Consider the following 13,446-nt stretch of genomic DNA (forward strand, 5'->3'; position numbering starts at 1 on the left):
GGGCAGAGGCCCGACCCGACCTCAGTTTTGGAGGGCGGGCCTCAGTTCAGGCGAGGCTCAGGGAGGGAGACACAGATTGGCCGTCGCAAAGGGGCATGGACCTGCTGGCTTCAAAGAGCAAGCGATAACCTCAACAGGGGCATGGACCTGCTTGCTTCAAGGAGCAAGCGCCCTCTGGGTCAGTCCTCGCGCCGCAAGTGAGGGAATAGAATCACGTCCCGAATGTTGGGGCTGTCGGTGATCAGCATCATCAAACGGTCAATGCCAATGCCGCAGCCGCCAGTCGGTGGCATGCCGTATTCCAGTGCACGAATATAATCGGCGTCAAAGAACATGGCTTCGTCATCACCTGCCTCTTTGGCTTCCACCTGTTTTTTGAATCGCTCGGCCTGGTCTTCGGGGTCGTTGAGTTCCGAGAAACCGTTGGCGATTTCGCGCCCGGTGATGAACAGTTCAAATCGCTCGGTGATGTTCGGGTTGTGATCGGACGCACGCGCCAGCGGTGACACCTCAACTGGATAATCCACGATGAAGGTGGGTTCCCACAGCAGGCTCTCGGATGTTTCTTCGAACAAAGCCAATTGCAATGCGCCAACCCCAGCGTTTTTCAGGGCTGGCTCCTTGTCGGTATTCACACCCTTTTTGAGCAGAGCGGCCTTCAGCGCAGCCACATCGTTGAGCTGGTCGTCGGTGTATTCAGGGAAGTATTTTTGAATGGCCTGCACAATGGTTAGGCGTGCAAATGGCTTGGAGAGGTCCAATTCACGCCCTTGGTATGTGAGGGTGGCGGTTCCACGGGCCTCGATGGCGGCGTTTTGAATCACTTTTTCAGTGAAGTCCATGAGGTCGCGGTAATCCCAGTAGGCCGCGTAAAACTCCATCATGGTGAATTCGGGGTTGTGCCGGGGGCTGACCCCTTCATTGCGGAAATTGCGGTTGATTTCAAACACACGCTCAAACCCGCCCACAATCAAACGCTTGAGGTACAGCTCAGGTGCAATGCGCAGGAACATTTCCATGTCCAGCGCATTGTGGTGGGTGATGAAGGGCTTGGCCGATGCGCCGCCGGGGATGGGGTGCAGCATGGGTGTTTCCACTTCCAGAAAGCCATGCCCAGCCATAAAACTGCGAATCGACGACATGGCCTTGGAGCGCGCCACAAAAGTGTTGCGCGTTTCTTCGGTCACAATCAGGTCGACGTAGCGCTGGCGGTATTTCATTTCCTGATCGGCCAGCCCATGGAATTTGTCGGGCAGCGGGCGCAGGCTTTTTGCGAGCAAATGAATTTCGGTGCAGTGCACGCTCAACTCGCCTTTCATGGTTTTGAAAAGCTTGCCCTTGGCGGCCACAATGTCGCCCAAATCCCAGTGTTTGAATTCGCCATGGGCCTGTTCGCCCACGCCATCGTTGTTGATGTAGAACTGAATGCGCCCAGAACCATCCTGCACAGTGGCAAAGCTGGCTTTGCCCATCACACGTTTGAGCATCATGCGACCAGACACGCTTACTTCAATGCCCTGGGGGTCGAGGACCTCTTTGCTGATTTCGCCATACTTTGCATGCAGGTCAGCCGCTTTGTGAGTCGGTTTGAAACCATTGGGGAAGGCCTGACCTTGCTCGCGCAGGCGGGTCAGCTTGCTGCGGCGCTCGGCGATGATTTGGTTTTCGTCCAAAGGCAGCTCATCTGCCGCTGGGGTCTGGTTTTTATCGTTCATGCTGTGGCCTCAGTGCAAAGGCGTGTTGGGGTGTTGTGTACGTCGGGTTGGGCTTTTTTCTTTAAATACCCTGCTTCAGGCTGGCTTCAATGAAGGGGTCCAAATCGCCGTCCAGAACCCGCTGGGTGTTGGAAATTTCAACGCCAGTGCGCAGGTCTTTGATTCGGCTGTTGTCCAGCACGTAGCTTCGAATTTGGTGGCCCCAACCCACGTCGGTTTTGGTGTCTTCCAGGGCTTGCTGTTCGGCCATGCGCTTGCGCATTTCAAACTCATACAGTTTGGCCTTCAACATGCTCCACGCTTCATCACGGTTGCGGTGCTGGGAACGGTCGTTCTGGCACTGCACCACAATGCCTGTGGGCAGGTGGGTTAAACGCACGGCGGAGTCGGTTTTGTTGATGTGCTGACCACCCGCACCACTGGCGCGATAGGTGTCGGTTCGCACATCTGCAGGGTTGATTTCGATCTCGAAAGAATCATCAACCTCGGGATACACAAACAGGGATGCAAACGAGGTGTGGCGGCCGCCAGAGGAATCGAACGGTGATTTGCGAACCAGGCGGTGCACGCCGGTTTCAGTGCGCAGGTATCCAAAAGCGTATTCGCCTTCCACCTTCAGAGTGGCTGACTTGACGCCGGCCACTTCACCATCGGATTGCTCCATGATCTCAACCTTGAAGCCCTTGCGTTCGCAATACTTGATGTACTGGCGCAGCAGTATGCTGGCCCAGTCTTGGGCTTCGGTGCCGCCAGCGCCAGCGGTGATGTCGATAAAGCAGTTGGAAGGGTCAGCCGGGTTGCTGAACATGCGGCGGAATTCAAGATCCGCGATGATGGCTTCGTAGCCCTTCACATCGCCTTCAATGGCCTCGATGGTGTCGAAATCCCCTTCGGCTTCGGCCATTTCCACGAGTTCTTGAGCATCTTTGATATTGGCCTGAACGGTGTTCATGGTGACCACCACGCCGTCGAGCATTTTTTTCTCTTTGCCCAATTCTTGGGCGCGCTTGGGATCGTCCCAAACGTGGGGGTCTTCAAGCTCCGCGTCGACTACAGACAGCCTTTCGGCCTTACGATCGACGTCAAAGATACCTCCGCAACTGGCCCGCACGGTCGGCAAGGTCAGTGAGCTTGTTGATGATGGCGTTTAGGCGTTCGGCTTCCATGGCGGTGTTGCAACTGAGTATGCGTAACCCGCTATTGTACCGCAGACGCGCAGTTGTCTAAAGTGCCCTACAGCACGTGTTCAACAATGATTTGAACGGCTTGCCCACCGGTGAAGGTGTCTCGCTCAAAACGGTAGGCCAGCTTTGCTTTGGGGGGCAGAGGCTCCACCGTGCGCCAACGCAGTGCAACAAAGGTTTTGCCATCGCGGCGCAACAGGTATTTGCTGTGGGCGTTCTTCAAAAGTCGATGCTCAAGCACCTCAAACTCGTCGCAAAACAGAGGCGGCGGGAAGCCCTGCCCCCACACTTGGGTGTCGAGCAGGTCGGCCGCATGGGCAGCGATGTAATCTGCAGGGATGGAGCCGTCGGTTTCAACCACTTGGGTGAGCACACTGGCATCGTACATGGCCTCGATGCACTGGCCAAACAGCGCTTTGAAGGGCTCCATCGCTTCTTGACGCAAGGTGAGGCCAGCGGCCATGGCATGCCCGCCAAACTTGGGCATGCTTCCCGGGGGCAGGCGCTTGCTGACCAGGTCCAGCACATCGCGCAGGTGTACACCGGGCACAGAACGGCCACTGCCTTTCCACAAGCCATCTTCACCGGGGGCCAAAGCAATGGTGGGTCGGTACAGGCGCTCTTTGATTCGGGCAGCCAAAATGCCAATAACACCTTGATGCCAACCCGGGTTGGCCACCACCACCCCAGCCGATGGATTGGCTTGTTGAATAAATTGCTCGATGTCGTCCATGGCATCGCGCTTCATGTCGTTCTCAATGCGCTTGCGCTCCTCATTCATGCGGCCAAGCTGGGCGGCAAGTGCGCTAGCCTCGGCAGCGTCATCGGTAAGCAAGGCCCGAATGCCGATGGTCATGTCGGCTAAGCGACCAGCCGCATTCAGCCGGGGGCCAAGTGCAAACCCCATGTCGGCTGCAACAGCTTTGCGGGGGTCGCGGCCCGCCTCGTGAAACAAGGCCAAAATGCCGGGCTGCGCACGGCCTGCGCGTATGCGTTGCAAGCCATGGGTCACCAGCCTGCGGTTGTTGGCATCCAGCCGCACCACATCGGCCACCGTGCCCAAGGCCACCAGGTCGAGCAAAGCATCCAGGCGAGGCTGGCTGTTGGCGTCAAACACACCCCGCTCGCGCAGCACCGCACGGGTGGCCAACAACACATAAAACATCACGCCCACACCTGCGATGGATTTACTCTGGAAAGTGCAGCCGGGCTGATTGGGATTCACAATCGCCAAAGCTTCGGGCAAGGTTTGGCCTGGCAGGTGGTGATCGGTGACAATCACCCCGATACCAAGTTCGTTGGCCGCCTGCACGCCTTCCACGCTGGCGATGCCGTTGTCTACCGTGACCAATAGATCTGGTTCAAACTGCTCTGCAGCCAATTGAACAATTTCAGGGCTTAAGCCATAGCCGTAATCAAAGCGATTGGGCACCAAAAAATCGATGTGGTAGGCGCAGGCCTCTTCGTCTGCCCCCAGGGTTTTGAGCAACATGCGCAGACCACGCACGGCCACCGCGGTGGCCGTGGCGCCATCGCAGTCGTAGTCGCCCACCACCACGATGCGGGCGCCTGCCTCCAACGCGTCGGCCAAGGTTTCGGCCGCCTGCTGCATGCCCAACAAACCCGAGGGGGGAAGCAAATCAGCGAGCTTGGCTTCTGCCTCGCTGGGGTTGCTCACGCCGCGCGCAGCCATTAGCCGAGCCAGCAAAGGGTGGAACCCTTGTTGAGCCAACAAATGCTCAACTTGAGGCTGCGCGGTGCGAGTGCGGTGCTGCAGTTGGCTCATCGACGCTCTCCGCTGGTGTTCCATTCGGCTGATATTCGGTCTTGATCGGCCTGGCCCTGGGCCCAGGCGGCTTGCAGATCTTCTTCCGAGGGCAAATCGGCAGGCTCAGGCTCGCCCAGCAACTCGAGGTTTGGGGAGTTTTTCCAAAACTTGAAACGGTTAATCCAGTTGCTGCTTAAATTCAACCAACCATCCTGGCCCAACAGGCTCCAGGCATGGGCCAGGCCGGCCATGCGCATGGGGTGCAACACCTCTTGCTCCAACACATCAAAAACCGTTGTGCTGCTCCCCCAGCCCGCAAAGTCGACAACGTACACAGTGCTCGGCTTGCCATCCGAATGCAAAGCGTTTTCAGCCTGGGGCAGGTGGTTCAACAACGAGTTCCAAAAAGACAAGCGTACAAAGGCTTCGTCGGCCTCGCCGTGCGTGGGTGCCTCGGCCATGTTGTGAACCCCATCGGCCGTAACCCGTTTGATGTTGGGAAAACCCACGCTGGTCTGCCAGGGGTAACCCCCGCCCCAAAACCACAGGGCATTCAAGGGCTTTTTGCCCTGCTGCTCCCGCGCAGCATTGAATGGCGCGTTGTGTAACTCCACCTGCATGTTCAACCACATGCGGCGCCATGTGGCGCAATCTTCGCTCATGGGCAAGTAGTCGGTCAGCCGTACGGTTTGAACCGACCATGGCGATGCTTGCTCCATGGGCACAGGCGAGCCGCCGGTCAGCATGGCGTGGGCGCCCAACGCACCTTCAGTTGAAGCAATTTGGCGGGCTTGCCAATCATGCTGGGCCAGCAAGGGGGACACACAATCCCAAAAGGCCTGTAGCTCGCCATCGGTAATTTCAAGCGCTTCGGCTGGCCAAAAGCGAACGCCATCGCGCTCCACTTCCAGGCTGCCCACACTGCCCACAAAGCGGGTGTATGGCTTTGTATCGTCGGCAGCGTTCATCATGGCCCATGCCGGGTACTGATCGAACTTTGCCACGCCAGCGCAATCCAAGTGCCGCAATAACCATGCTTCTACCCGGTCGAGCGTACCCGCTGGAAGATAGTCTGCATGGGCAGCCCGCGCCATGGTTTGACGCAAGCCTGCGGGCAGGCCATTGAATAATTGCTGACGTTGGGGCTGGCCCAAGCGTTGCAACGCCGCTTGCGGCACAAGCATGTTGGGGACGAATACCCACAAAGGTGCTGAATTGGACATGGGGAGCTTGGTATTCACACTACAATGGGTGCGCGTTTTTGGACGATTCGGAATATTCTGTGACTAGTTTACCCTTTGATGTAGAAATTGCGCTGCGCTACGTGCGTGGCGGCGGCCATCGCAGCCGCGATAAATTCATTTCCTTCATTTCCGGGCTGTCCATGGCTGGCATCGGTTTGGGTGTGGCCGCGCTTATTGTGGTGCTCTCTGTGATGAACGGCTTTCAAAAAGAAGTGCGTGACCGCATGCTGTCGGTGATTGCCCACATTGAAGTTATAGCCCCCCCAGAGGGCTTTGAAGATGCCGATGCCTTGCGCGGCCAAATTCAACAAGCCAATCCACAGGTGCTTGGGGTTGCGCCCTTTGTGTCGGGCGAAAGCATGCTGGCCCACGGCGATCTGCTTCGCCCTGCCATTGTGCGCGGTATCGACCCCTTGCTTGAACCCACCGTCTCGGATTTCACTCAAGTGGTGGCGGGTAATCTTGAAAGTCTGAGCGCTGGTGAATTTCGGGTGGTGCTGGGCTACGAATTGGCCAAGCACATTGGTGTGAGTGTGGGCGACCGCATCACGCTGATTGCACCCTCAGGTCAAATGACCCCTGCGGGCGTCATACCCCGCCTGCGTGCTTTTGAAATCACGGCCCTGGTGAGCACCGGCCACTACGAATACGACAGCGGCTTGGTGTTGATGAACATCGAAGACGCTGCACGCTTTTACCGCACGCTTGGGCCCAGTGGGTTACGTATCAAGCTCAACGACATGAATGCCGCGCCAAGTGTGGCCCGCGCACTGGAACAACAACTACCGCCCAACGTGTGGGTTCGCGATTGGTCCGTGCAAAACCGCACCTGGTTTGCTGCGGTACAAACGGAAAAGCGCATGATGTTTATCATCCTTACGCTCATCATCGCCGTGGCTGCCTTTAACCTGGTTTCCATGTTGGTCATGACCGTCAAAGACAAGCGCGGCGAGATTGCGATTCTTCGCACTTTGGGGGCCAGCCCATTTGCAATTCAGCGAATTTTTATGCTGCAAGGCGCACTGGTGGGTTGGATTGGCACGTTCCTGGGGGTAACAGCCGGTTGGTTGCTCGCAATCAATCTGGATGTGATTGTGCCAGCCATTGAGTCGGCCCTGGGGGTGGAGTTTTTGCCCAAGTCGATTTACTTCATCAGCCAACTGCCCTCAGACCCCAGGGTGGGCGATGTGATCACCATCGTCTCGGTCGCATTGGTACTCAGCGTGCTCAGCACCATTTACCCAAGCTGGCGCGCCTCACGCGCAGAACCTGCGGAGGCCCTGCGGTATGAATAATGTGGTGCTGGAAACAAAAAACTTAAGCAAAGCGTTCAAAGGCATTACAGCCGCAGACCAGGCCACGCAGGTGATTAAACACTTGAACCTGCAAGTGCATGCAGGTGAAACAGTGGCCATCGTGGGTGCCTCTGGGGCGGGCAAAAGCACGCTCTTGCATGTGCTGGGGGGCCTGGAAAAAGCCGACGAAGGTTCGGTGCTGTGGGGCGGCCAAGCCATTGAGGGCTGGTCGGTTCGCAAACTGGGCAGCGAGCGCAACAAAACACTGGGGTTTATTTATCAATTTCACCACCTGTTGCCCGAGTTCACCGCCGTGGACAACGTGGCCATGGCGCTTCGCATTGGTGGCATGGCCAAAAAAGAGGCCTGTCAACACGCGGCCAGCGTGCTGGCCGAATTGGGGCTGGCCCACCGCTTAAACCATCGCCCAGCCGAGCTTTCTGGTGGCGAGCGCCAGCGCGTGGCCATTGCGCGCGCCATGGTCACCAACCCCAAGGCAATTTTGGCCGACGAACCCACCGGCAACCTGGACCAAGGCACGGCAGACCAAGTGTTTGAGGCGCTTTTACAAAGCCGCAAAAAACACCGTTCTGCGCTGGTCATGGTGACCCATTCCATGGAATTGGCTGGCCGTTGCGAGCGGGTGTTGAGGCTGGAAAAAGGTGAGCTTAAACCGGCCTAAGTTCGGTTTTTCTGGGCCCGCCTGGCCGCCCTGCGCCGCCATGCCAACACCACGGCGGCCCGCCACACCACCCGCACGCTGATGTAGCCCAGCACCGCAAAAGTGACCATGGTGGCAGGCAGGCCCACGGCCAGCGCTGGGCCCAAACCCAGCATCCAGTCCCAATAGGCTGCAATGGAGGCTTGCCATTCGGACCACACCCAAGGCGGCACTGGCGCCATGCTGCTGTGGGCCACCTGCCCCAAAATAAGCTGACCGTAGGCCACCGCAAACACATACAGCGGCACAATGCTCACCGGGTTCGTATACAAGGTGGTCACCACGGCCACAGGCAAATTAACACGGGCCACCAGCACCCAAATCAAAGTGCCAAACACCTGAAAAGGCCCCGGTATCAACCCACAAAACAAACCCGCAGCCACAGCCCCCGCCACGCTCCTGCGATTCAACGCCCACACATTGGGGTGGCCAAGGTAAGGTTTGAATGGACGAGCCACCGGCAGGCGGTCGAACAAATTGTAGTTGGGCAAAAATTGGGCGATTCGGCGGCGAAACATGGCAAAATTCTTGGATGTGGACAGACACGCACTTGCACCTGGATGCTTCAGAGTATGACCCCGACCGACGCGAAGTGGTTGCACGTGCGCGCGCTTTGCATGTTACCCGCTTTGTATTGCCGTCGGTGTGCGCCAAAAACTTTTCAACGGTGAAGGCACTGGCGCATCACACCCCTGGTGCGGTGTATTGCCTGGGCATTCACCCCATATTTGTGGACCAGGCCCAACCCGACGACCTCCAAATCTTGCGCACTTGCGTGGTTGAGTCCATAGACGACCCTCAATTTGCCGGCGTTGGAGAAATCGGTCTGGATGGTTTTGTGCCAGGCCTGAACTGGGAAAAACAAGTGCAGTTTTTTAATGCACAACTTAAACTGGCTCGCGAATTTGACTTGCCCGTGGTGATGCATGTGCGCAAAGCGCAAGACGCCGTGCTCAAGGGCCTGCGCATGTACAAACCACGCAGTGGCATTGCCCATGCCTTCAACGGCAGTTTTCAGCAAGCCGAGAATTTTCTAAAACTGGGCATGAAATTGGGTTTTGGTGGGGCCTGCACCTTTACCCGTGCGCTACAACTACGTCGCTTGGCCAGCGAGTTGCCCAGTGAAGCAATTGTGCTTGAAACCGATGGACCCGACATTGCACCCGAGTGGATTTCAAAAACACGCAATGCGCCCGAGCATTTGCCCCGCATCGCAGAGGTGGTGGCGCAGTTACGGAAAATCGATTCAACGGCGCTATCGCGCATGACCCAACTGAACGCAGAAACAGCGCTGCCCGCCCTGATCACACAAGAGTGACCCCAGGCAGGTTACTGGCCATGCATCATCATTGGCAGCAGCAAGCACTGCGTTTCATCCTTCTGGGCAGTCACTTCACCACTTGCCCACATGCCTGCGCTGGCCGCCTTTGTTTTACCGCACCTGTGCGGCCTCATATTGCTGCTTGCCCAGGGCGAGGTGCCCGCTTTGTTCAGCCCACTACAGGGCTGGCCAGCTTATTTGTTGTTGGGTTTATTGGGCCTGCTGGCCCTGCGTGCTGCCGCCTGCCACCAACACAGACCAAGCCAGCATTGGGGCCTTGTGGGCCTGGCCATGTGTGGCTTTGCAACGGGCTGGGGGCATGCCGGTTTTAAAGCAGCGCAGCAATTGAACCAACAAGTGCCTTTAAGCTGCCACAAACAACAACACCAAGGCTGGTTTGAATTACAGGCCATGGCCTTGAAGGCCAACAAGCAACAAAGCTGGCTGGTTAAAAACATGGACGACGTTGCAACGCCCTGCCTTAAAACAGGTGCCCTGTTGCAGTTGCGGGTTGACCACGCGCTTACAAAATCCGCCCCGCAGGCTGGGGATCAACTGCTGCTGAATGTTCAATTAAAACCCTTGCGCAGCACTCTGCAATTGCAGGGCTTTGATGTGCATGCGCACTGGTTCACCTTGGGCTTGGCTGGCCTGGGTGAACTTAAGAGCCTAAACAGCCATCAGGCGGAATCGTGGCCCACGCCCATTGAAGCCTCAGAGCGCATGCGCTGGCGAGTGGCCAATTGGTTAATAAACACACTCCAAGACCATCCCGAAGCCCCGCTCATGGTGGCGTTGGTGATTGGCGACCAAGGCCTGATCGACCCGGAAGACCGAATTGTGTTCAACCGCACTGGCGTGGCCCATTTGGTGGCCATCTCGGGGCTACACATTACCCTGTTTGCAGGCGTGGCGGGGTGGCTGTTTGCACAGGGCTGGCGACAATCTGCACGCCTGTGCCTGCACTGCCCAGCCGCCAAAGCAGGAGCCATGGCAGGGCTTGCCTTCGCGGTGTTATATGCCTTGGTGGCGGGCTGGGGCATTCCAGCGCAGCGCACCGTATTTATGATGGTTGCCATGGTGCTTGCCCAGCAAAAATCGGCCCGGCTGCACGGTTGGGACGTGTGGGTGCTGGCGCTGGCGGCCACACTGCTTGCACACCCATGGGCACCCTTGGACGCCGGGTTTTGGTTGTCGTTTGTGGCGGTGGCGGCCCTGGTGGCCAGCAACCATGGGCGAATTCGCATTCACCCAAGCCGCCCGGTGTGGCTGGCCGATGCCGTGGCAGCGCAGTGGGCAGTTACAGTGGCCTTGCTTCTGCCCTGCGCCATGTTGTTTTACCAACAGTCCATTGTTTCGCCACTGGCCAATGCGCTTTCAATTCCATGGATGAGTTTTGTAAGCACCCCACTGGCCTTGATTGGCAGCCTGTTTCAAGTCGAGACCCTGGTGCGCTGGAGCGCCAACAGCCTTGCCGTGCAAAGGCTCTGGCTAGAGCCCATGTCTGCCCAGGCTTGGGCCAGCACCCTGATGGCCGCGCAACCATGGTGGATTTATGCCGTGGCGGGGTTGGGTTGTGTGTTGATGCTGGCCCCACCCGGCCTAAAGTGTCGGCGTACGGGCGTATTGCTGGCTTGCGCCTTGGCTTGGCCTGCCCCTCGGCCAGCACCGGGTGACTTTTGGCTGACCGCCATGGACGTTGGCCAAGGCACCGCACTGGCCATTCAAACCCGCCACCACCTGCTGATTTATGACAGCGGCCCGGCACGCACACCCCGGGCCGACAGTGGCCTGCGTGTGGTGCTGCCCTGGCTGCATGCACAAGGTTATACGCGGCCTGATGCACTGTGGGTCTCCCACCAAGACACCGACCACGCTGGCGGTGCGCCATTTTTGCTGCGGCATGCGGCGCCAAAAAAGCTGGTGGCCTCCATGGCAGCGGAGCACCCACTGATGCTACAGGCCACTCAAAACGGCGTGCCCACCGCACCTTGCCACACCCATGCGCCCTGGCAATGGGACGGCGTGGTATTCACACCCCTGAACAACGCGCCAAACACCCATGCCCACAAAGCCGTGCTCAGCACCAACAACCAAAGCTGCGTGCTCAAAATAAGCAATGGCACCCACAGCGTGCTGTTGGTTGGCGACATTGAGCAGGTGGCCGAGTTGCAACTGCTGGCACGCCACGGTGCAAACGCCTTGAAGGCAGACATGCTGTTGGTGCCGCACCATGGCTCGCGCACCTCCAGCAGTTGGCCTTTTTTGGCAGCGGTGCGCCCAAATTGGGGTTTGATACAATCGGGATGGAACAACCCATACGGCCACCCTCACCCGGCTGTGAGTTCGCGATTGGACCAACTGGGCATTCACGCCTTGAACACAGCCCAATTTGGTGCACTCAAGTTCGAGTTTGGTCATGACACTCCTGAGGTGACATGGGTTGCTGCGCGCCAGGTTCGCAAAAGGCTTTGGCACCTGCACGAAAGCGGTGCACACTGAACCTGTGCCTTGGCACGCTTCTTGTTAACGTCTATAACAAACAGAACAAGGAAAGATCCGATGTCCACACCCCCCTTTGACGAAATGTATGCAGCCGATCAAAGCGTGCGCACCCACTATCAGGATTTTTCGCACTGGCTGGACATGCAGGCCCCCGAGAAACTCCAAAACAAACGCGCCGAGGCTGACCTCATTTTCAGGCGCGTGGGGATTACTTTTGCGGTGTACGGGGAGGAATCGGGTACCGAGCGCTTAATTCCTTTCGACATGGTGCCCCGCATTATTCAGGCCAGCGAGTGGAAGACCCTGGAGGCGGGTCTTCGACAGCGCGTTCAGGCCTTGAACATGTTCCTCAAAGACATTTACAACGAACAACGCATTTTGCAAACCGGGCTCATTCCACCCGAGCAGATTTTTCACAACGAACAATACCGGCCCGAAATGCAAGGCGTCAAAGTGGCTGGCGACATTTACGCGCACATTGCGGGCGTGGATGTGGTGCGTGCCGGTGCAGGTGAGTTTTATGTGCTTGAAGACAACTTGCGCGTGCCCTCGGGGGTGAGCTACATGCTGGAAAACCGCAAAATGATGATGCGGCTATTCCCCGAGTTGTTTGCGCGCAATCGGGTGGCCCCGGTTGAACACTACCCAGACAACCTGCTTGAAAACCTGCGCTCAGTCAGCCCGCAAAACACCAGCGACCCCACCGTGGTGGTGCTTACACCGGGCATGTACAACTCGGCCTATTTTGAGCATGCATTTTTGGCCCAGCAAATGGGCATCGAACTGGTGGAGGGCAAAGACCTGTTTGTGGACGACGAGGTGCTGTACATGCGCACCACCCAAGGCCCCAAACGCGTGGATGTGATTTACCGCAGGCTGGATGACGACTTCCTCGACCCCCTGGCCTTCCGGGAAGACTCTACCCTAGGCGTGCCTGGCCTGCTGTCTGTTTACCGTGCAGGCAACGTTACCCTTTGCAATGCCATTGGCACGGGCGTGGCCGACGACAAATCGATTTATCCCTATGTGCCCGACATGATCCGGTTCTATCTGGACGAAGAACCCATCATTCTGAACGTGCCAACCTGGATGTGCCGCAAACCCGACCACCTCAAGGAAGTGTTGGCCAAACTGCCCGAGTTGGTTGTCAAAGAGGTGCACGGTGCCGGGGGCTACGGCATGCTGGTGGGGCCTGCCTCGACCAAGGCTCAAATTGAGGAATTCCGTCAAAAGTTGATTGCCGACCCGGCCAAATTTATTGCCCAACCCACGCTGGCTCTGTCAACCTGCCCCACTTTTGTAGAAAGTGGTTTGGCACCGCGCCACATCGACCTGCGCCCATTTGTGCTGTCTGGCAGCAAAATCACTGTGACCCCCGGCGGGCTGAGCCGTGTTGCGCTGCGCGAAGGCTCGCTGGTGGTCAACAGCAGCCAGGGCGGCGGCACCAAAGACACTTGGGTGCTGGAACGATAAGGAGAAACAACATGCTTAGCCGCACTGCCGATCATTTGTTCTGGATGGCCCGCTACATTGAGCGGGCAGAAAACACAGCCCGCATGCTGGATGTGAATGTGCAAACCGCCCTGCTGCCGCAAGACGAAGAAAATGCCGAGCAGGGCTGGCGCGCCATGCTCTCGATATGCGAGCTGCAAGAGGCCTTCTCGCAACGCCATGGCGAGGTCACCGCCGAGGC

At 57.7% G+C, this 13,446-nt stretch carries 11 protein-coding genes; 6 read left to right on the forward strand and 5 right to left on the reverse strand.

Translation table 11 applies throughout. From position 1 onward, the window contains the following. Positions 1-179: 179 nt before the first annotated feature. The 4 genes from lysS to ACEQU8_RS04870 form a co-directional block, all read right to left on the reverse strand. Positions 180-1,715, reverse strand: a complete 1,536-nt coding sequence (gene lysS / locus ACEQU8_RS04855; protein WP_370261905.1) for a lysine--tRNA ligase — start codon at positions 1,713-1,715, stop codon at positions 180-182. Positions 1,716-1,776: 61 nt separating this feature from the next. Beyond that, a protein-coding gene (gene prfB / locus ACEQU8_RS04860; protein WP_370261906.1) for a peptide chain release factor 2 occupies positions 1,777-2,881 on the reverse strand; the annotation gives its coding sequence in 2 pieces (ribosomal slippage) (positions 1,777-2,799 and positions 2,801-2,881; 1,104 coding nt in all). Positions 2,882-2,948: 67 nt separating this feature from the next. After that, a complete protein-coding gene (recJ, locus tag ACEQU8_RS04865) occupies positions 2,949-4,685 on the reverse strand; it encodes a single-stranded-DNA-specific exonuclease RecJ (protein ID WP_370261907.1) in 1,737 nt (578 codons plus the stop codon). After that, positions 4,682-5,890, reverse strand: a complete 1,209-nt coding sequence (locus tag ACEQU8_RS04870) for a hypothetical protein (protein ID WP_370261909.1) — start codon at positions 5,888-5,890, stop codon at positions 4,682-4,684. Before ACEQU8_RS04870 ends, recJ begins: the two co-directional genes overlap by 4 nt. A 59-nt stretch (positions 5,891-5,949) precedes the next feature. Here ACEQU8_RS04870 and ACEQU8_RS04875 point away from each other — a divergent pair, with 59 nt between their 5' ends. Both ACEQU8_RS04875 and ACEQU8_RS04880 read left to right on the forward strand, forming a co-directional pair. Then, positions 5,950-7,206 (forward strand): lipoprotein-releasing ABC transporter permease subunit, encoded by a 1,257-nt coding sequence (locus ACEQU8_RS04875; RefSeq protein ID WP_370261911.1) that lies wholly within the window; start codon positions 5,950-5,952, stop codon positions 7,204-7,206. Then, positions 7,199-7,888 (forward strand): ABC transporter ATP-binding protein, encoded by a 690-nt coding sequence (locus tag ACEQU8_RS04880; protein WP_370261913.1) that lies wholly within the window; start codon positions 7,199-7,201, stop codon positions 7,886-7,888. Before ACEQU8_RS04875 ends, ACEQU8_RS04880 begins: the two co-directional genes overlap by 8 nt. On the opposite strand, the gene ACEQU8_RS04885 is transcribed toward ACEQU8_RS04880, so the two are convergent. Further along, positions 7,885-8,445: a DUF2062 domain-containing protein gene (locus tag ACEQU8_RS04885; RefSeq protein WP_370261915.1), complete on the reverse strand. Its 561-nt coding sequence runs from the start codon at positions 8,443-8,445 to the stop codon at positions 7,885-7,887. The genes ACEQU8_RS04880 and ACEQU8_RS04885 overlap by 4 nt on opposite strands. 14 nt (positions 8,446-8,459) lie before the next feature. On the opposite strand from ACEQU8_RS04885, the gene ACEQU8_RS04890 reads away from it, so the two are divergent. The 4 genes from ACEQU8_RS04890 to ACEQU8_RS04905 all read left to right on the forward strand — a co-directional run. Beyond that, a complete protein-coding gene (locus ACEQU8_RS04890; protein WP_370261917.1) occupies positions 8,460-9,245 on the forward strand; it encodes a TatD family hydrolase in 786 nt (261 codons plus the stop codon). 90 nt (positions 9,246-9,335) lie between these two features. Next, positions 9,336-11,750: a DNA internalization-related competence protein ComEC/Rec2 gene (locus ACEQU8_RS04895; protein ID WP_370261918.1), complete on the forward strand. Its 2,415-nt coding sequence runs from the start codon at positions 9,336-9,338 to the stop codon at positions 11,748-11,750. Between the two features lie 60 nt (positions 11,751-11,810). Further along, positions 11,811-13,226, forward strand: coding sequence for a circularly permuted type 2 ATP-grasp protein (locus ACEQU8_RS04900; RefSeq protein WP_370261919.1), 1,416 nt, complete (start codon positions 11,811-11,813; stop codon positions 13,224-13,226). 11 nt (positions 13,227-13,237) lie between these two features. After that, a partial coding sequence (locus ACEQU8_RS04905; RefSeq protein WP_370261921.1) for an alpha-E domain-containing protein occupies positions 13,238-13,446 on the forward strand: 209 nt, incomplete at its 3' end.

Source organism: Limnobacter sp., assembly GCF_964228395.1.
GTDB lineage: Bacteria > Pseudomonadota > Gammaproteobacteria > Burkholderiales > Burkholderiaceae_B > Limnobacter.